Source organism: Pseudomonas sp. 5P_3.1_Bac2 (genome assembly GCF_025465995.1).
GTDB lineage: Bacteria > Pseudomonadota > Gammaproteobacteria > Pseudomonadales > Pseudomonadaceae > Aquipseudomonas.
Window position 1 is genome coordinate 189953 of sequence record NZ_JANLNY010000022.1, and the last position, 17860, is coordinate 207812.

Consider the following 17860-nt stretch of genomic DNA (forward strand, 5'->3'; position numbering starts at 1 on the left):
CAAAATACTGCCGTTACAGGCGCCAAGCCTCAATCTCGGGGCTCGCGCCCAATCCCGTGCACTGGCATGCAATTTGCTCCCTTGTGAGGCAGGATGCCCTGGAGGACTATGCCGCCGGGCTGCACCGTATTCTGAGGGCTTATAGTTGAGCCTTATCCATCTGGAGGACAGCATGTCGAAGTCGATTCAACTGATTAAAGAACACGACGTGAAGTGGGTTGACCTGCGCTTCACCGATACCAAGGGCAAGCAGCATCACGTGACCATGCCTGCTCGCGACGCGCTGGACGAAGACTTCTTCGAAGTCGGCAAAATGTTCGACGGCTCCTCCATCCATGGCTGGAAAGGCATCGAAGCCTCCGACATGATCCTGCTGCCGGTTGACGACACCGCCGTGCTGGACCCATTCACCGAAGAGCCGACCCTGATTCTGGTCTGCGACATCATCGAGCCAAGCACCATGCAAGGCTACGATCGCGACCCACGCTCGATCGCCAAGCGTGCTGAGGAATACCTGAAAACCACCGGCATCGGTGACACCGTATTCGTTGGCCCAGAGCCTGAGTTCTTCATCTTCGACCAAGTGAAGTTCAAGTCCGACATCTCCGGCTCGATGTTCAAAATCTATTCCGAGCAAGGCTCGTGGATGACCGACCAAGACGTCGAAGGCGGCAACAAAGGCCACCGTCCAGCCGTTAAAGGTGGTTACTTCCCGGTTCCGCCATGCGACCACGACCACGAAATCCGTACTGCCATGTGTAATGCCATGGAAGAAATGGGCCTGGTCATCGAAGTTCACCACCACGAAGTGGCAACTGCCGGCCAGAACGAAATCGGCGTGCAGTTCAACACCCTGGTGAAGAAGGCTGATGAAGTTCAGACCCTCAAGTACTGCGTGCACAACGTCGCTGACGTCTACGGCAAAACCGCAACCTTCATGCCTAAGCCACTGTACGGCGACAACGGCTCGGGTATGCACGTACACATGTCCATCTCCAAAGATGGCAAGAACACCTTCTCCGGCGAAGGCTATGCCGGCCTGTCCGATACCGCTCTGTACTTCATCGGCGGCATCATCAAGCACGGTAAAGCACTGAACGGCTTCACCAACCCAGCGACCAACTCCTACAAGCGTCTGGTCCCAGGTTTCGAAGCGCCAGTAATGCTGGCCTACTCGGCGCGCAACCGTTCGGCCTCGATCCGTATCCCTTACGTTTCCAGCCCGAAAGCTCGCCGTATCGAAGCGCGCTTCCCGGACCCAGCCGCTAACCCATACCTGTGCTTCGCAGCACTGCTGATGGCTGGCCTGGACGGCATCCAGAACAAGATCCACCCTGGCGATGCAGCTGACAAAAACCTGTACGACCTGCCACCAGAAGAAGGCAAGCTGATCCCACAAGTGTGCGGCAGCCTGAAAGAAGCTCTGGAAGAACTGGACAAGGGCCGTGCGTTCCTGACCAAAGGTGGCGTGTTCTCCGACGACTTCATCGATGCTTACATCGAGCTGAAGGCCGAAGAAGAAATCAAAGTACGCACCTTCGTACACCCACTGGAATACGACCTGTACTACAGCGTCTAACTTTCAGCGGTACTAAAAAGCCCGTGGCGCCTGGCGTGCCACGGGCTTTTTTATGCCTGCCGGTTAATCGCGCAGGCGCTCGGCCTGAAGCGCCATCTGCTGACGAGCTTGGCGAATCTGCCCATGATGCTCCTGCGCCCAATCAATCAGCTGATTCATCGGCAGCAAAAATGAGCGGCCTAAATCCGTCAGGCAGTATTCCACCCGTGGTGGTACTTGCGCGTACAGCGTGCGCTGGACGAAACCGTCCTGCTCTAAGCGGCGCAAGGTTTGCGAAAGCATCTGTTTGGAGATATCGGCAATCTCCCGACCCAACTCGTTAAAGCGCCGGGTGCCCTGCGCCAGCGCCGTGAGCACGAGAAAACTCCACTGATCACCCAAGCGATCCAACACCCCGCGAATCGGGCATGGGTGATCAAACACCTGGGCTGCGTTGCGCTTGGTCACGACTATCCCCTTACCGACCTAGGTCAGCCGGCAATGACCTGGTCACTCCCGGCTGACTGCTTGTGAGCTGAAACGCGCAACTGTAACCTCGCCCGCCAAAGCTAGTCTAGATTTCAGACTAGGCCTCAACTTGAGACTGTTCACCTGCCTTTGGAGTACTCCCATGACCCTACGCCGCGCACTGCCCGCTGCCGCCCTGACCCTGGCCCTATCCGGCAACCTGCTTGCCGGCCAAGCTGCGCCACGCGATCTGGCCCAGGAAGAAGCCAACCGCGCGCTGGTGCTGTCGTTCTATAACCAGTTCTTTAATGAACACGACACCGCCGCAGCCTCCAAGCTCATTACTGACGACTATCGCCAGCACAATCCGCACGTACCGGACGGCAAGGCGCCGATGGTGGAGTACTTCACCGAGTTCTTTAAGACTTACCCGGATGCCCGCGCCAAAGTGGTGCGCAGCGCCACCGACGGCGACCTGGTGTACCTGCACGTGCACTCCACCGACAGCAAGACTGATCGTGGCGTCGCCCTGGTGGATATTTTCCGGGTTGAAGATGGCCGAATCGTCGAGCACTGGGACGTGATTCAACCCGTCCCAGAGAAAGCCGCTAACACCAACACCATGTTCTAAGGTTTAGATGCCGCTGGCGTCCGGCTGCTCTTTAGGCCCAGCCGGGTTAGTCCCAGCCGGGCGCCGCGACAGCTGCACATTCAGGCGCGGCATGGACAGCTCCATGCCCTGCTTGTCGAGCTTGCGCCGCAGCAGCAAGTTAAACGCCCGCTGCACTTCCCACTGTTTGATCGGCGCGGTTTTAAAGCGGAAGCGCAAAATCGCCTGGCCGTTATCAAAGTTCTCCACGCCCTGGACTTCCAGCGGCGACCAGATATTGCGACTGACCACGCGATCACCGCGCAGCTCGTGGGCCACCTCGCGAATCAAGACCAGCGCATCGTCCATCGGCATATTGGCCGGCACCGGCCAGCGGAACATGGCGTAGCCAAACTGGCGCGAATAGTTCTTGATGGTTTTGATCTCACTGAACGGCACGGTATGCACCACCCCATCCAGGTCCCGCAGGCGCACGGTGCGAATGGTCAGCGCTTCCACCGTACCGATATGGCCGCCAACATCCACGTAGTCATCGATCGACAGCGAGTCCTCGATGATGATGAACAACCCGGTGATCAAGTCCGCCACCAGCGACTGCGCACCAAAACCGATGGCCAGACCGATCACCCCGGCACCGGCCAGCAGCGGCGTGACGTTCATGCCCATATTGGCCAGGGCGACGATCAGCGCGATCACGGCAATGGTGACAAACAGCACGTTGCGAATCAGCGGCAACATGGTCAGCGCGCGGGTGCTGCTGCGCTGCTTACCGCCTAAACCGAGCACATGCTGGATTGCCGTGTCGCTGAGAATCCACACCAGCCAGGCAATCAGGAAGGTGGTGGCAAAACTGACCACCTTCATGCTGATGTCAGAACCTTCGCCCTCAGCAAAACGCAGCAGCGACAAGCCCCAGACGCGCAGGCCAACCTCCACGAAAATCAACACCGTGCCCATCACCACCAGGGTGTAGAAGAACTTTTTCAGCTGCTCGACATAGGCCACGCTAGGCCGCAAAGCACTGCGCGGCGCGCGGTTATGGGTGCGGCGAATCAAGCCGATGACGGTCAACCCCACCACCGCCACCACCGAACTGAGCAGTGCGCGGCGCAGCGCATAGGTGCTATCACCGGCGCTGATCAAGGTGGCGAACAGAGAGATCGCCACCAGCAACAGCAGCGGTACGAACCACATATTGCCGACCAGTTCGAGCAGCTCATGCACGCCACGGCGCTTTAAGCGGCGCTCCAGCGGCTGGTTGCGAATCAGGTGGGCAATCGGCCGGCGGAAACGCAGGGTGAACACCGCAGTGACCAAAGCCGCCGCAATGTTGGCCAGGGACGCCACGCACAGCGCCGCGGCTGCACCGAGGCCTTCCTCGACGCGCCCGTCGTGCATCACCTCACCCAAGGTGGCCAGGCTGCCAATCAACCACAGCGGGTGAAACGCCTGACGCCTGAGAATATCCAGGGCGCGCATGCGATGGGGACCGCTGAGCAGTGACAACGAAATCACGCACAGGGCCGAGAACAGCGTGCCACACACCAGCACATAGGCGGTGATCAGCGCCAGCATGCGGCCCAACGAGCTGGGCAAGACCACGGAAAAGTACAAGGTCATGACAAAGGCGATCAGCCAAGGCCCTAACTTGCGCAAGGCAAACAACATTAAATCGCGGGTTTTCGGCTGCTGCGGCAGCTCCTGGGACAAGCCGAAGCGCTGCTGCATGCGCCGCGCCAGCCAGCGCAAGACCACCGCCAGACAGCCCCACAGCAGCAGCAACAAGAAGAAGTCGAGCACCATGCCTGAGCCGCGCTGCCAACTCGGCGCCCGTTCCAACAGCTCCTGACCGGCCTGCTCAAACTTCTGCGACCACAACACCACCGGGCTGTTGGCACCGCGAAATTGCTTCTCCAGGCTGCCCAGGGTTTCCCCCAGCAGTCCCATCACGCCAGGGTTTTCGGCATTGCCCTTGGCCGTAACCTCGCGCATCTGCTTGAGCTTAGCCAGTAGTTCGGTGCGCTGTTTGTCACTCTCCAGCACCTGGATGACTTGATTGAGCGACTGTTCTAACTGTGCGTTGGAAACCCCCGGCTCAGTTTTCTCCGTGACACTGCCCAGCCCCGGCAGCGCTGCATGCGCCACATTGCTCAACATGAACCAGAGCAGTACCAGGCCGATCAATCGCTGCATAAACTTCACCCTTCTCTCCACGTCATCCTGCGTTGGTGCTGCACGCTCGCGTTTGCATCATACAAGCGCGCCATCCATGCCCTGCATCGCCCGGCGATTATCCGGGACTGTTAACCCTTGCGCATAACCCCAGGCGTCGACTTGCCAGGCAGCCAAGACAGTGCAAGTCTTATTAAACTGTCTAACCAGAGGTCATCCATGCGCCTGCTCACTGCTTGTCTGCTGTGTTTCCTGAGCCTGAGCGCCAGTGCGCAGATTTACAAATACACCGATGCCAAAGGCAACACTGTCTTTACCGATCAGCCCCCGCAAGGCACCGCCGCCAAAAGCATCGACCTGGCGCCGATTAACAGCCTGCCCATGGCCACTCCGGCCCCCAGCGCAAGCGCAACGGAAGATCCCAGCGCCAGCCACGAACAGCCTTACAAAACCTTGGCCCTGACTGGCCTGCCCAACGCTGAAGCACTGCGCGCCAACAATGGCAGCTTCGCTGTCAGCGTCGAGATTGCCCCGCGTTTAGCCCAAGGCCATTTACTGCGCTTACTGGTAGACGGCAAACCTTATGGCCAAGCCACTACCCAGCTGAGTCTGCCGGTCAGTCATTTGGACCGCGGCGAACACAGTCTGGCGGTGGAAGTGCTGAATGGTGAGCAAGTCATCCAGCAAAGCCTGACCCAAACCCTTACCGTGCAGCGCGTTAACACCCAAAGCCCGGCCCTGCGCCCACCACCGCCTACCCCCAGATAAGTCCAAACCATGCGTAGTTTGCTGTTTAGCTGCTTGTTGCTATGCGCCCTGCCCGCTGCCGCGCAGGTGTATACCTATATAGATAGCGAAGGGAATCGGGTATTTACCGACAGCCCCAAGTCGAGCGCTAGCCAACGCGTCGAGTTGGCGCCAAGCAACAGCATGCCAGCAGCGGAAATTCCGGCACCGCCGAGCGCCAGCGCGCCGCCACCGGCAGAACTGCGTTATAACCTGCTGCGGATTCTGGTGCCGCAGCCAGACGCCAGTATTCGCGACGGCGCCGGCGAGCTGATCGTCAGCGTTAATAGCGAACCGGCGCTATTCCCCGGCCATCGCTATCGCCTGCTACTGGACGGCCAGGTGGTTGGCGAACCAGGCACCAGCCCGGTATTCCCGCTATACAATATCGACCGCGGCAGCCACCAATTGGCGGTGGAGATCATCGATCCGCAAGGGCGCATCATCGAGCGCACGCCCAGCCAGCCGTTTCATATGCTGCGCATCAGCTTGGCGCAGAAGCGTAAGGTCAACCCCTGCCAAAAGGCCGATTTCGGTGTGCGCCCAGAATGCCCGCTGAAGGACAAACCAGAAGAAGAATCTGACATTCCCCTCGTGCCCTTCATATAAATCCAGCTGTAGCGAATATTTGCACCATAATGGTGCTCTATATTCCACTCACTCCTATACTCTCCCTGTTTTGGTTCACCACCAATTCAGCCATGCGCTCTAATCGGCCCCTCTCCAGCTGATCGTCTGAAAAAAACGCTTCTTTTCGGGGCTTTGGTTTGCTTCTTGCATTTTCTCGCAGCAAAGCCGCAACCTCAGGGTCTGCAAATAACTATTATGATGATCAATGACGCCCTCCACCGTCTGTTGCTCGACAACCTAACTACAGCCACGCTGCTGCTTAACTCCGAGCTGCGCTTGGAGTACATGAACCCGGCGGCGGAAATGCTCCTGGCCGTCAGCGGCCAACGCAGCCATGGGCAGTTCATCAGCGAGCTGTTTACCGAGTCCAGCGAGGCCTTAGGGGCCCTGCGCCAAGCCGTGGAGCAGGGCCATCCATTTAATAAGCGCGAAGCCGTGGTCACTTCCATTGCCGGCCAGACGCTGACCGTCGACTACGCCGTGACGCCCCTGCTGAGCGGCGGCGAAACCCTTCTGCTGCTCGAAGTGCTGCCGCGGGATCGCTTACTGCGCATCACCAAAGAAGAGGCCCAGCTGTCGAAGCAGGAAACCACCAAAATGCTGGTGCGTGGCCTCGCCCATGAAATCAAAAACCCTTTAGGTGGCATCCGTGGTGCAGCCCAGTTGCTGGCCCGCGAGCTGCCCGAGGAAAGCCTCAAGGACTACACCAACGTGATCATTGAGGAGGCCGACCGCCTGCGTAACCTGGTCGACCGCATGCTTGGCTCGAACAAGCTGCTGACCTTACTCATGACCAATGTCCATGAAGTGCTGGAACGCGTGGGCAGCCTGGTCGAAGCCGAAAGCCAAGGCACCATCACCTTGGTCCGCGACTACGACCCGAGCATCCCGGATGTCCTGATCGACCGCGAGCAGATGATCCAGGCCGTGCTCAATATCGTGCGCAATGCCATGCAGGCATTAGCCAGCCAGAGCGATCTACGCCTGGGCCGCATCACCCTGCGTACCCGCGCCTTACGCCAGTTCACCATTGGCCATTGCCGCCATCGCCTGGTGTGCAAAATTGAAATTATCGATAACGGCCCGGGCGTGGCCCCCGAACTACAAGAAACGATTTTTTACCCCATGGTCAGCGGACGTGCCGACGGCACCGGTCTGGGCCTGGCCATCACCCAGAACATCATTAGCCAGCACCAAGGCCTGATCGAATGCGAGAGCCATCCAGGGCACACCGTGTTTTCGATCTTCTTGCCACTGGAACAAGGAGTAACGTCGTAATGAGTCGCAGTGAAACCGTCTGGATCGTCGATGATGACCGCTCTATCCGTTGGGTGCTGGAAAAGGCCCTGCAACAAGAAGGCATGACCACCCACAGTTTCGACAGCGCCGACGGCGTGCTCAGTCGCCTCAATCGCCAGCAACCGGATGTGATCATCTCCGACATCCGCATGCCCGGCGCCAGCGGCCTGGATTTGCTGGCGCGGATTCGCGAGCTGTTCCCGCGTCTGCCGGTGATCATCATGACCGCCCACTCCGACCTCGACAGCGCGGTGGCTTCCTATCAGGGCGGCGCCTTCGAGTACCTGCCCAAGCCGTTCGATGTCGATGAAGCCGTATCGCTGGTCAAGCGCGCCAATCAGCATGCCCAGGAGCAGCAAAGCCTCGCAGTGCCAGTGGAGCAGCCGCGCACGCCGGAAATCATCGGCGAAGCGCCGGCCATGCAGGAGGTGTTCCGCGCCATTGGCCGCCTCAGCCACTCCAACATCACCGTGCTGATCAACGGCGAGTCGGGCACCGGCAAAGAGTTGGTTGCCCACGCCCTGCACCGCCATAGCCCACGCGCCGCCGCGCCATTTATTGCGCTGAACATGGCGGCCATTCCGAAGGACTTAATGGAGTCCGAGCTGTTCGGCCACGAGAAAGGCGCCTTTACCGGCGCGGCCAACCAGCGCCGTGGGCGCTTTGAGCAAGCCGACGGTGGCACCCTGTTCCTCGATGAAATCGGCGATATGCCGGCCGATACCCAAACCCGCCTGCTGCGCGTGCTGGCCGACGGCGAGTTCTACCGGGTCGGCGGACACACACCGGTCAAGGTCGACGTGCGGATCATCGCTGCCACCCACCAAAATCTGGAAAGCCTGGTGCAGGCCGGCAAGTTCCGTGAAGACTTGTTCCACCGCCTCAATGTGATCCGCATCCATATTCCGCGCCTGGCGGATCGCCGTGAAGACATCCCCACCCTGGCCCGCCACTTCCTGAGTCGCGCAGCCCTAGAGCTGGCTGTCGAGCCTAAGCTGCTCAAAAGCCAGACCGAGGATTACCTGCAACAACTGCCTTGGCCCGGCAACGTGCGTCAGCTGGAGAACACCTGCCGCTGGATCACCGTGATGGCCTCGGGCCGTGAAGTGCATATCGACGACCTGCCGCCGGAACTGCTTAGCCAGCCGCAGGAATGCGCGCCGGTGAGCAACTGGGAACAAGGCCTGCGCCAATGGGCGGATCAAGCCCTGGCCCGCGGCCAATCGAGCCTGCTCGACAGCGCCGTACCGGCCTTTGAGCGGATCATGATCGAGACGGCGCTTAAGCACACCGCCGGCCGCCGCCGCGACGCCGCCGTGCTGCTGGGCTGGGGGCGCAACACCCTGACGCGCAAGATCAAAGAACTGGGCATGAATATCGACGGTGGCGACGAGGAAGAAGGCGAGGAATAAGCCGCGCTTGCGCTACTCACACCTGACGGGCCTACGGGCCCGTTTTTTTCATCTGCGAAAAAATTGTGCGCCACAGCAAGGCACGCACCGCAACGGACGCACAGCAACGGTTCACTTCTGCGCAAACACCCGCAACTGCTGGCCTTAAGCCCGCAAGCCAGAGCCGCTAAATCCGGGCGATTAAGAAAAATCGCAAAGTTGGCACGCGCCCTGCAATCACTCAATTAGTTGAACAACACCCGTTTTGGGGACCTTGGTACAGGCAGGCCGGGAATCCCCTCTTTTATTCCTGCATCAGGCTGACTATCAGCCGCCAGCGACCGTCCATTGCCTGCGCACGCCAAGTGCCAAGCAGTGGACGGGCCGCGACCACCCTCAGCAACAGATCGCTATCCTCGCGCTGCAGCCGCCAGTTCGCCTTATTACCTTGCACGCTTACCTGGCCCTGTTGCTCGCGACCCAGACTCTCCAGACGCAAACTAAACACCCCTGCCGCGTGGCTGATGCGCGGCTGCGGCTCGGCATCGAGCCACAGCACCAAGGCGTTCTCTTGCACCTGCACTTCGCGCAGCCACTGCGGGTCGGGCTGCAGCAGACGGCCAATCATTAAACCGATTAAAAAGCCAAAGATGGCCAATGAACCAATAACTCGCAGCCAAGGGCGGGGCCTTGGACCAATATCAGGGGTAGAATGCACGCCGTCTTCGGGGCTGGAGCCGCGCATGTTTCACGTTATCCTTTTTCAACCAGAAATCCCGCCGAATACCGGCAACATTATCAGGCTCTGCGCCAACAGCGGCTGTCAGCTGCATTTGATCGAACCCTTGGGCTTTGAGCTGGATGATAAACGCCTGCGCCGTGCCGGACTGGATTATCACGAATACGCGCCACTTAAACGCCATGCCGATCTCGCCAGCTGCCTCAGCAGCATTGGCAATCCGCGGGTATTTGCCTTTACCACCAAGGGCAGCCAGCCATTTCATCAGGTCCGCTATCAGCCCGGCGATGCCTTCTTGTTTGGCCCGGAGAGCCGTGGCCTGCCGCAAGAAGTGCGCGAGGCGTTGCCGCCGGAGCAAAGGGTGGTGCTGCCGATGCGTGAAGGCTGTCGCAGCCTGAACTTGTCCAACACAGTGGCCGTGGCGGTGTACGAAGCCTGGCGCCAACACGACTTCGCTTAACCACCCAGCCCTGTCTGCCACGTCAGCCAGGGCCTCGCTGAGCTGCGAGGCCCACCCTCGCCCAGGCCGCAGCACTGAGGCCATCGACCTGCAACTTCGGCGATCAAGCAGGTTATTGGTACGTTCGACTAAACTAATAGTGCCAACTATTATTACCTTTACCCTAACAGTGCTTTGCTCGAGCGGGGATTTATCGAATCTGGCAGAGGCATAAACTGACCCCAGCTTCGAAACAAAGCCACGCAACAGCGATCCCGGGTCTAAGCAAACCTCCCGCACTGTTACGTAGAGCCTTCAGCCTTTTCGTAACCGACTGAAGACGAACTTAATCGTTTGCATCGTTGGGACACTGAAAAATGAAACTGTTTAAAGCGTTAGTCGCCTGTTCTTTAGTCATGCTGGGCAGCCAAATGGCCCTGGCTGATCAAGCAGTTGTTGAGCAATACCACTACGGCACTCACCTCGACGTCGCCAAAGTGCTGCACCGCGATGACACCCCCACCGCCTGTGGCGTCGCGCCGGTGCAAATGATTTACCTCGACCACCAGGGTCAGCAACACACCGTGCAATACCTGGTCGTGGGTAACGGTTGCTTCGACAACTAATACCGAGTCCCAACCTCCTGCGCACCGCAGGAGTTGTTGAACGCCCCTCTCGAGGGGCGTTTTTTTTGCCCGTTTGCCGACCAAGAACAAATCGCGCCCATAAAAAAACGCCCCGCAGGGCGTTTCTTCAGTGCAGGCGACGCCTTAGTGGGCAGTCACTTCACCGCCCTGTTGCAGGCGTTGCAGCTCTTGCGCATAGAGCGCGTCGAAGTTCACCGGCGACAGCATCAGCGCTGGGAACGAGCCACGCACGACCAAGCTGTCCAACGCTTCACGGGCGTAAGGGAACAGGATGTTCGGGCAGAACGCGCCCAGGGTGTGGCTCATGGCTGCTGGGTCGAGGCCCTTGATCAGGAAGATACCGGCTTGTTGCACTTCGGCAATGAAAGCCACTTCTTCGCCCGTTTTGACGGTCACGGACAGGGTCAGCACCACTTCGTGGAAGTCGCCTTCCAGCGGCTTCTGCCGGGTGTTGAGGTCCAGGGCCACGTTCGGTGCCCACTCCTGACGGAAGATTTCCGGGCTTTTCGGGGCTTCAAACGACAGGTCGCGCACGTAGATACGTTGCAGAGAAAATTGTGCGGTCTCGCCCTGTGCTGCGCCGTTGGTAGCTTGGTCTGTCATGAAAAGTCCTTGTTATCTCAGTTGTTATGACGAGAGGCGTTATGCCTTGAGTAGAGAATCCAGTTTGCCTGCGCGCTCTAACGCATAGAGATCATCACAGCCGCCCACATGTGTATCACCAATCCAGATTTGCGGCACCGAAGTACGTTGCGCCTTGCGCGTCATCTCGGCGCGCACCTCAGGCTTGCCGTCGACCCTGATTTCAGTGAAGTCGACACCCTTGTGCTGCAGCAGTTGCTTGGCGCGCATGCAATAAGGGCAGTAATCGCTGGAGTAGACGACGACTGTCTGCATCTCACTTCACCACGGGCAGGTTGTCGCCGCGCCATGTGGCCAGGCCACCGGACAGTTTGGCGGCGTTGTGGCCAGCCTTTTTCAGATCGCGGCATACAGTACCGGAGTGCTGGCCCATGGCGTCGACCACGATGATGGTCTTGCCCTTGTGCTTGTCCAGCTCGCTAACCCGGGTGCTGAGTTTGTCTTGCGGGATGTTCAGCGCGCCAACGATATGACCGGCGGCAAAATCTTTTTGCGTGCGGATGTCCAACACTAAGCCCTGCTCGCTATTCACCAGCGCAGTCAGTTCACGGCTGCTCAGGCTTTTGCCGCCTTTGCGCGACTCAGTAAAGATCAGCAGTGCCAACAGCACCAAGAAGGAGGCGCTCAATACATAGTGGGCAGAGACAAATTCAATCAGGTGGGCAAGCATTATGCGGTTCCGGGACGGTAAAATGTGGGCCAGTATACACAGCCCAACAAGCCGGCCAAACCCCGTATGACGGTGACGTTTAAAGCGCTTGCCCGTAAACTGCCGACACTTTGTTTAGCCTTACCGGCCACACCGGACAGGCCTGCACCCGTTAACTCTTGCCACCTATCCACAGCGAGCCAGCTTTATGAGCGCCACGCCAAAACCCCTGGTACTGATAATCCTCGACGGCTTCGGCCACAGCGACAGTGCCGAGTCCAACGCCATCATGGCGGCCAACACGCCCACCTACGACCACCTGCGCGCCACCCAGCCCAACGGTTTGATCTCCGGTAGCGGCATGGACGTCGGCTTGCCCGACGGGCAGATGGGCAACTCCGAAGTGGGCCACATGAACCTGGGCGCTGGCCGCGTGGTGTATCAAGACTTCACCCGCGTGACCAAAGCCATCCGCGACGGTGATTTCTTCAGCAACCCCACCATCGTCGGCGCGGTCGACAGCGCCGTGTCCGCAGAGAAGTCGGTACACATCCTCGGCCTGCTCTCCGATGGCGGCGTGCACAGCCACCAGGAGCACATCGCCGCGATGGTCGAACTGGCCGCGCAGCGCGGGGCTCAGCATATCTTCCTGCACGCGTTCCTCGACGGTCGCGATACCCCGCCGCGCAGCGCGCAAAGCTCGATCGACTTCCTTGAAGCGACCTTCGCCAAGCTCGGCAAAGGCCGTATCGCCAGCCTGATCGGCCGCTACTACGCGATGGACCGCGACAACCGTTGGGACCGCGTCGAGCAGGCCTATCACCTGATCGTCGATGGCCAAGCGCAGTACGAGGCCGCCAGCGCCAGCGAAGGTCTGGCCGCGTCCTATGCCCGCGATGAGAGCGACGAGTTCGTCAAAGCCACCCGCATCGGCGCGCCAGTGCGCATTGAAGATGGCGACGCCGTGGTGTTTATGAACTTCCGCGCCGACCGCGCCCGCGAGCTGACCCGCGCCTTCGTGGAGCCCGGCTTTGCCGAGTTCAAGCGCCAGCGCGTGCCGCAACTGGCTGACTTCATCATGCTCACCCAATACTCGGCCAGCATCCCCACGCCCAGCGCTTATAAGCCTGAGGCGCTGACCAACGTGCTCGGTGAATACCTGGCCAACAACGGCAAAACCCAGCTGCGTATCGCCGAGACCGAGAAGTATGCCCACGTGACGTTCTTCTTCTCCGGTGGCCGCGAAGAGCTGTTCCCCGGTGAAGAACGCATCCTCATTCCGTCGCCGAAAGTCGCCACCTACGACCTGCAACCGCAGATGAGCGCGCCTGAGGTCACCGACAAAATCGTAGAGGCCATCGAAGAGCAGCGCTATGACGTGATCATCGTCAACTACGCCAACGGCGACATGGTTGGCCACACCGGCGTGTTCTCTGCCGCTGTAGCCGCCGTGGAATGCCTGGATCAGTGCATCGCCCGCGTAGTGGCCGCGCTGGATAAAGTGGGCGGCGAGGCGCTGATCACCGCCGACCACGGCAACGTCGAGCAGATGTCCGATGCCAGCACCGGCCAAGCCCACACCGCGCACACCTGTGAGCCGGTGCCGTTCATTTATGTCGGCAAACGCCCGGCGACCATCCGCCCAGGCGGTGTGCTGGCTGACGTAGCGCCCACTCTGCTAACCCTGATGGGGCTGCCAGTGCCTGCCGAAATGACCGGCACCAGCATCGTCGAACTCAAGTAAGCCACGCCCGCGCAGGTCAGGTGCAATGCCTGACCTGCCAGTGGTCAGCCACAGTTCGCAGAAAATGCTGCAAATCAGCTCACTTGCAGCTTGCTGATGAATTTTTAGGCATACTAGGCCGATCCTCGCTTTAGGTGCTGCCAGCCCCATGTTCCGTGCCCTAGCCGTTATTTTACTGAGCCTTGTGTTGCTACCGGCGTTCGCCGATGACAAAGCCGCGACGCAAAAACAATTGGATGCTGCGCGCGCTGACGTTGGCGAGCTTAAGCAACTGCTGGAAAAGCTGCAGCAGGAGAAATCCGGCGTGCAGCAACAACTGCAGAAAACCGAAAGCGAAATGGGCCAGCTGGAGAAGCAAGTCAAAGGTCTGCAGCAGGATCTAAAAAAAAGTGAAAGCGAACTGCAACGCCTTAACGGCGAGAAAAAAACCCTCGAAGGCGCGCGCATCGAGCAGCAACGTCTGATTGGCATTCAAGCCCGCGCGGCTTATCAGAGCGGTCGCCAGGAATACCTCAAGCTGCTGCTGAACCAACAGAATCCAGAAAAATTCTCGCGCACCCTGACCTATTACGATTACCTGAGCGAAGCGCGTCTGGAGCAGCTCAGTTCGTTCAACGAAACCCTGCGCCAGCTGGCTAATGTCGAAACCGACATCACTAACCAGCAGCAGCAACTGCTTGAGCAAAAGAGCGCGCTGGATGGCCGCCGCGAGGAGCTCGCCGCCGCTCGTAAAGAACGGCAACTGGCGCTGGCCAAGCTGAATAAAGAATTCTCCGCCCGCGACCAAAAACTCAAAGCCCGCGAGCAAGATCAAGCCAACCTGACCCGCGTACTCAAGACCATCGAAGAGACCTTGGCGCGCCAAGCCCGTGAGGCCCGCGAAGCTGAACAAGCGCGTCAGCGTGCCCTGTTGGCGCAACAACAAAGCCCAAGCAATAGCACCAAAGCGCCAGTCGATGGTCCATTGGTGAGTGCCGGTGCCAGCTATGGTGGTCCTTTCGCCAGTGCGCGCGGCAAGTTGCCGTGGCCAGTCAATGGCCGCCTGGTCGCCCGTTATGGCACGCCACGCGGCACTGACTCGCGGACTAAATGGGATGGCGTGCTGATCGGAGCGCCGGCCGGCAGCCAAGTGCATGCCGTGCACGGGGGGCGCGTGGTTTTTGCCGACTGGCTACGCGGCGCTGGGCTGTTAGTTATTCTTGATCACGGCAACGGTTACCTGAGCCTGTATGGCCACAACCAAAGCCTGCTCAAAGATGCCGGGGATGTCGTCAAAGCAGGTGAAGCCATTGCCACGGTCGGCAATAGCGGCGGGCAAGACACCTCAGCGCTGTATTTCGCCATTCGTCAGCAGGGTCATGCGACCGATCCTGCGCAGTGGTGCAGAGCCCAGGGATAAGTGCTGCATCTAAAGATTGACCACAGGAGTAATTTCGACATGCCGCATTTGTTGCGCCGTACGGCTCTAGCCTTGACCCTTTCGCTGCTGGGCAGCACGGCAGGCTATGCCGCCACTGCCGCCGAAGCGGGCATTGGCGACGACAGCGCCCCGTTACCGCTGGAAGAGCTACGCACCTTTGCGGAGGTCATGGACCGCATCAAGTCGGCCTATGTCGAGCCGGTGAGTGATAAAACCCTGCTGGAAAACGCCATCAAGGGCATGCTCAGCAACCTTGACCCGCATTCGGCTTACCTGGAGCCGGATGACTTCCGCGACCTGCAGGAAAGCACCAGCGGTGAGTTCGGCGGCCTGGGCATTGAAATCGGCACCGAAGACGGCTTTATCAAGGTGGTCTCGCCCATCGATGACACCCCGGCTTCAGCCGCTGGCATCCAGCCCGGCGACCTGATCATCAAGATCGACGGCCAACCGACTAAAGATCAGTCGATGATGGAAGCCGTCGAGAAAATGCGCGGCAAGGCCGGCAGCAGCATCGAGCTGACCATCGTCCGTGAAGGTGGCAAGCCGTTCGACGTCACCCTCAAACGGGCCGTGATCAAAGTCAAAAGTGTGCGCAGCCAGCTGCTTGAGAGCGGCTACGGCTACGTGCGTATCTCGCAGTTCCAGGTCAACACCGGCGAAGAAGTCGGTAAGGCCTTGGGCAAACTGCGCAAAGACAACGGCAAAAAACTCAGCGGCCTGGTCCTCGACCTGCGCAACAACCCAGGCGGCGTGCTGCAAGCGGCAGTGGAAGTGGCGGATCACTTCCTCAAAAGCGGCCTGATCGTCTACACCAAGGGCCGTATCGCCAACTCCGAACTGCGCTTTAGCGCCGACCCAGCCGACGCCAGCGAAGGCGTACCGTTGGTGGTGCTGATCAATGGCGGCAGCGCCTCGGCTTCGGAAATCGTCGCCGGCGCCCTGCAAGACCACAAGCGTGGCGTGCTGATGGGCACCGACAGCTTCGGCAAAGGCTCGGTGCAAACCGTGCTGCCGCTGAACAACGACCGCGCCCTGAAGCTGACCACCGCGTTGTACTTCACCCCCAATGGCCGCTCGATCCAGGCCCAGGGCATCGTCCCGGACATCGAAGTGACCCGTGCCAAGCTCACCCGTGAGCAGGACGACGCCAGCATCAAGGAAGCCGATCTGCAAGGGCACCTGGGTAACGGCAACGGCGGTGCGGACAAGCCGAGCAAAGGCAAAGCCAGCAGCCCAGCGCGCCCGCAGGATGATGACTACCAGCTCAGCCAGGCGCTTAACCTGCTCAAAGGCCTAAACGTCACCCGCAAGGACTGACCCCCAACGGGGCTTGCAACCTAAACTCGTAAGGTGCGTTAGCCGCGCAGCGGCGTAACGCACCTTACGCCCCAGCATCCCCAAGCAAAACCGCAGCATCGGACGGCTCGGCGTTACCCCTGCGGAACCACCGCGCAGACCCCATGATGCAAGCGCCTGTGCGGCGACTGCACCCTACGAGTGTCCCTACCACCCGTAGGGTGTGTAAGCCGCGCAGCGGCGTAACGCACCAAACGTCCTCAGCATACCCACGCCAAACCTCAGCATCGGACAGCGCGGCGTTGCCCCTGCGGGACCATCGCGCAGACCCCATGGTGCAAGCGCCTGTGCGGCGACTGCACCCTACGAGTGCCCCTGCCACCCGTAGGGTGTGTTAGCCGCGCAGCGGCGTAACGCACCGAGTCATTCTCGGCGCGCTATAACGACCCAAACGCCCAAACAACTCAAGCCACGTCCTAGTCGCCAGCCCCAATAAAAAAGCCCGACCTTGATCACTCAAGGTCGGGCTTTTTACTGCGTGCAGGCTTAGCGCACGACGATGCCACGGCTGGCCAGGTAGGCCTTGGCTTCGGGCACGGTGTATTCGCCGAAGTGGAAAATACTTGCCGCCAGTACCGCATCGGCCTTGCCTTCGATAATCCCGGCGGCCAAGTGCTCCAGGTTACCTACGCCGCCGGAGGCGATCACCGGGATGCCCACGGCTTCGCTGATGGCGCGGGTAACGCCCAGGTCGTAGCCGCTTTTGACGCCGTCCTGATCCATGCTGGTCAGCAGGATCTCACCGGCGCCTAGGTCTTCCATCTTCTTCGCCCACAGCACGGCGTCCAAACCGGTCGGCTTGCGTCCGCCATGGGTGAAGATTTCCCAGCGCGGCGCTTCACCCGGGGCGGACACCTTCTTCGCGTCGATGGCCACCACGATGCACTGCGAGCCAAAGCGCGAAGCGGCCTCACCGACGAACTCGGGCGTAAACACCGCTGCGGTGTTGATCGACACCTTATCGGCGCCGGCATTGAGCAGGTTGCGAATGTCCTGCACGGTGCGCACGCCGCCACCCACGGTCAGCGGAATAAACACCTGGCTGGCCATACGCTCAACGGTATGCAGAGTGGTGTCGCGGCCATCGACGCTGGCGGTGATGTCGAGAAAGGTGATCTCGTCCGCGCCCTGCTCGTTGTAGCGGCGGGCGATTTCCACCGGGTCGCCGGCATCGCGGATATTTTCAAACTTGACGCCTTTGACCACGCGGCCATTGTCGACGTCCAGGCAGGGGATGATGCGTTTAGCCAGTGCCATAACTCTGCTCTCGGTTAACTCGGGCCAGCCTCTCACTCACAAGAGGCCAG

Annotated in this window: 18 protein-coding genes; 11 read left to right on the plus strand and 7 right to left on the minus strand. The window is 59.9% G+C overall.

Features of this window, described 5'->3' with window-relative positions; translation table 11 throughout:
- The first annotated feature begins 172 nt into the window (after positions 1-172).
- Positions 173-1579, plus strand: a complete 1407-nt coding sequence (gene glnA / locus NTD81_RS12305) for a glutamate--ammonia ligase (RefSeq protein ID WP_262182724.1) — start codon at positions 173-175, stop codon at positions 1577-1579.
- Between the two features lie 63 nt (positions 1580-1642).
- Here glnA and NTD81_RS12310 read toward each other — a convergent pair whose 3' ends face one another.
- Positions 1643-2026 carry a winged helix-turn-helix transcriptional regulator gene (locus NTD81_RS12310; protein ID WP_262182726.1) on the minus strand — a complete coding sequence of 128 codons (384 nt, stop codon included), beginning with the start codon at positions 2024-2026 and terminating at the stop codon, positions 1643-1645.
- A gap of 163 nt (positions 2027-2189) precedes the next feature.
- Here NTD81_RS12310 and NTD81_RS12315 point away from each other — a divergent pair, with 163 nt between their 5' ends.
- The gene (locus tag NTD81_RS12315) at positions 2190-2657 is read left to right on the plus strand and encodes a nuclear transport factor 2 family protein (protein WP_262182727.1); all 468 of its coding nucleotides are present in this window, start codon (positions 2190-2192) and stop codon (positions 2655-2657) included.
- 3 nt (positions 2658-2660) lie between these two features.
- Here NTD81_RS12315 and NTD81_RS12320 read toward each other — a convergent pair whose 3' ends face one another.
- A complete protein-coding gene (locus NTD81_RS12320; protein ID WP_315974690.1) occupies positions 2661-4829 on the minus strand; it encodes a mechanosensitive ion channel family protein in 2169 nt (722 codons plus the stop codon).
- 198 nt (positions 4830-5027) lie between these two features.
- On the opposite strand from NTD81_RS12320, the gene NTD81_RS12325 reads away from it, so the two are divergent.
- From NTD81_RS12325 to ntrC, 4 genes are all read left to right on the plus strand, one after another.
- On the plus strand, positions 5028-5576 hold the full coding sequence (locus NTD81_RS12325) for a DUF4124 domain-containing protein (protein WP_262182728.1): 549 nt from the start codon (positions 5028-5030) through the stop codon (positions 5574-5576).
- A 9-nt stretch (positions 5577-5585) separates the two neighbouring features.
- On the plus strand, positions 5586-6203 hold the full coding sequence (locus tag NTD81_RS12330; RefSeq protein WP_262182729.1) for a DUF4124 domain-containing protein: 618 nt from the start codon (positions 5586-5588) through the stop codon (positions 6201-6203).
- A 219-nt stretch (positions 6204-6422) separates the two neighbouring features.
- Positions 6423-7502: a nitrogen regulation protein NR(II) gene (gene glnL / locus NTD81_RS12335; RefSeq protein WP_262182975.1), complete on the plus strand. Its 1080-nt coding sequence runs from the start codon at positions 6423-6425 to the stop codon at positions 7500-7502.
- The gene (ntrC, locus tag NTD81_RS12340) at positions 7502-8935 is read left to right on the plus strand and encodes a nitrogen regulation protein NR(I) (protein ID WP_262182730.1); all 1434 of its coding nucleotides are present in this window, start codon (positions 7502-7504) and stop codon (positions 8933-8935) included. Before glnL ends, ntrC begins: the two co-directional genes overlap by 1 nt.
- A 283-nt stretch (positions 8936-9218) precedes the next feature.
- On the opposite strand, the gene NTD81_RS12345 is transcribed toward ntrC, so the two are convergent.
- Positions 9219-9659: a hypothetical protein gene (locus NTD81_RS12345; protein WP_262182731.1), complete on the minus strand. Its 441-nt coding sequence runs from the start codon at positions 9657-9659 to the stop codon at positions 9219-9221.
- Between NTD81_RS12345 and trmL the strand changes: the two genes are divergently transcribed.
- Together trmL and NTD81_RS12355 are read left to right on the plus strand one after the other, a co-directional pair.
- On the plus strand, positions 9658-10113 hold the full coding sequence (gene trmL / locus NTD81_RS12350) for a tRNA (uridine(34)/cytosine(34)/5-carboxymethylaminomethyluridine(34)-2'-O)-methyltransferase TrmL (RefSeq protein WP_262182733.1): 456 nt from the start codon (positions 9658-9660) through the stop codon (positions 10111-10113). The two genes, NTD81_RS12345 and trmL, sit on opposite strands and share 2 nt — an antisense overlap.
- 356 nt (positions 10114-10469) lie before the next feature.
- Positions 10470-10718: a DUF2790 domain-containing protein gene (locus tag NTD81_RS12355; protein WP_262182735.1), complete on the plus strand. Its 249-nt coding sequence runs from the start codon at positions 10470-10472 to the stop codon at positions 10716-10718.
- A 144-nt stretch (positions 10719-10862) separates the two neighbouring features.
- On the opposite strand, the gene secB is transcribed toward NTD81_RS12355, so the two are convergent.
- The 3 genes from secB to NTD81_RS12370 are packed head-to-tail and all read right to left on the minus strand — an operon-like array spanning position 10863 to position 12051.
- Entirely contained in the window at positions 10863-11342 is a 480-nt protein-coding gene (secB, locus tag NTD81_RS12360; RefSeq protein ID WP_262182736.1) for a protein-export chaperone SecB, read from the minus strand.
- A gap of 39 nt (positions 11343-11381) precedes the next feature.
- Positions 11382-11636: a glutaredoxin 3 gene (grxC, locus tag NTD81_RS12365; RefSeq protein ID WP_262182738.1), complete on the minus strand. Its 255-nt coding sequence runs from the start codon at positions 11634-11636 to the stop codon at positions 11382-11384.
- A 1-nt stretch (position 11637) separates the two neighbouring features.
- Complete coding sequence (locus tag NTD81_RS12370) at positions 11638-12051, minus strand: rhodanese-like domain-containing protein (protein ID WP_262182740.1); 414 nt, start codon at positions 12049-12051, stop codon at positions 11638-11640.
- Positions 12052-12238: 187 nt separating this feature from the next.
- On the opposite strand from NTD81_RS12370, the gene gpmI reads away from it, so the two are divergent.
- The 3 genes from gpmI to NTD81_RS12385 all read left to right on the plus strand — a co-directional run bounded on the left by gpmI (position 12239) and on the right by NTD81_RS12385 (position 16514).
- Positions 12239-13774 carry a 2,3-bisphosphoglycerate-independent phosphoglycerate mutase gene (gpmI, locus tag NTD81_RS12375; protein WP_262182742.1) on the plus strand — a complete coding sequence of 512 codons (1536 nt, stop codon included), beginning with the start codon at positions 12239-12241 and terminating at the stop codon, positions 13772-13774.
- Positions 13775-13922: 148 nt separating this feature from the next.
- Positions 13923-15173, plus strand: a complete 1251-nt coding sequence (locus tag NTD81_RS12380) for a murein hydrolase activator EnvC family protein (RefSeq protein ID WP_262182743.1) — start codon at positions 13923-13925, stop codon at positions 15171-15173.
- A 39-nt stretch (positions 15174-15212) separates the two neighbouring features.
- On the plus strand, positions 15213-16514 hold the full coding sequence (locus tag NTD81_RS12385) for a S41 family peptidase (protein WP_262182745.1): 1302 nt from the start codon (positions 15213-15215) through the stop codon (positions 16512-16514).
- Between the two features lie 525 nt (positions 16515-17039).
- Here NTD81_RS12385 and hisF read toward each other — a convergent pair.
- Positions 17040-17810 carry an imidazole glycerol phosphate synthase subunit HisF gene (gene hisF, locus NTD81_RS12390; RefSeq protein WP_262182747.1) on the minus strand — a complete coding sequence of 257 codons (771 nt, stop codon included), beginning with the start codon at positions 17808-17810 and terminating at the stop codon, positions 17040-17042.
- Between the last annotated feature and the right edge of the window lie 50 nt (positions 17811-17860).

Excerpts from the sequence above, each read along its gene's own strand:
- glnA (WP_262182724.1), top strand. The coding sequence starts at position 173 with ATGTCGAAGTCGATTCAACTGATTAAAGAACACGACGTGAAGTGGGTT.
- NTD81_RS12315 (WP_262182727.1), top strand. The coding sequence starts at position 2,190 with ATGACCCTACGCCGCGCACTGCCCGCTGCCGCCCTGACCCTGGCCCTA.
- NTD81_RS12320 (WP_315974690.1), bottom strand. The coding sequence starts at position 4,829 with ATGCAGCGATTGATCGGCCTGGTACTGCTCTGGTTCATGTTGAGCAAT.
- NTD81_RS12325 (WP_262182728.1), top strand. The coding sequence starts at position 5,028 with ATGCGCCTGCTCACTGCTTGTCTGCTGTGTTTCCTGAGCCTGAGCGCC.
- NTD81_RS12330 (WP_262182729.1), top strand. The coding sequence starts at position 5,586 with ATGCGTAGTTTGCTGTTTAGCTGCTTGTTGCTATGCGCCCTGCCCGCT.
- glnL (WP_262182975.1), top strand. The coding sequence starts at position 6,423 with ATGATCAATGACGCCCTCCACCGTCTGTTGCTCGACAACCTAACTACA.
- ntrC (WP_262182730.1), top strand. The coding sequence starts at position 7,502 with ATGAGTCGCAGTGAAACCGTCTGGATCGTCGATGATGACCGCTCTATC.
- trmL (WP_262182733.1), top strand. The coding sequence starts at position 9,658 with ATGTTTCACGTTATCCTTTTTCAACCAGAAATCCCGCCGAATACCGGC.
- NTD81_RS12345 (WP_262182731.1), bottom strand. The coding sequence starts at position 9,659 with ATGCGCGGCTCCAGCCCCGAAGACGGCGTGCATTCTACCCCTGATATT.
- NTD81_RS12355 (WP_262182735.1), top strand. The coding sequence starts at position 10,470 with ATGAAACTGTTTAAAGCGTTAGTCGCCTGTTCTTTAGTCATGCTGGGC.
- secB (WP_262182736.1), bottom strand. The coding sequence starts at position 11,342 with ATGACAGACCAAGCTACCAACGGCGCAGCACAGGGCGAGACCGCACAA.
- grxC (WP_262182738.1), bottom strand. The coding sequence starts at position 11,636 with ATGCAGACAGTCGTCGTCTACTCCAGCGATTACTGCCCTTATTGCATG.
- NTD81_RS12370 (WP_262182740.1), bottom strand. The coding sequence starts at position 12,051 with ATGCTTGCCCACCTGATTGAATTTGTCTCTGCCCACTATGTATTGAGC.
- gpmI (WP_262182742.1), top strand. The coding sequence starts at position 12,239 with ATGAGCGCCACGCCAAAACCCCTGGTACTGATAATCCTCGACGGCTTC.
- NTD81_RS12380 (WP_262182743.1), top strand. The coding sequence starts at position 13,923 with ATGTTCCGTGCCCTAGCCGTTATTTTACTGAGCCTTGTGTTGCTACCG.
- NTD81_RS12385 (WP_262182745.1), top strand. The coding sequence starts at position 15,213 with ATGCCGCATTTGTTGCGCCGTACGGCTCTAGCCTTGACCCTTTCGCTG.
- hisF (WP_262182747.1), bottom strand. The coding sequence starts at position 17,810 with ATGGCACTGGCTAAACGCATCATCCCCTGCCTGGACGTCGACAATGGC.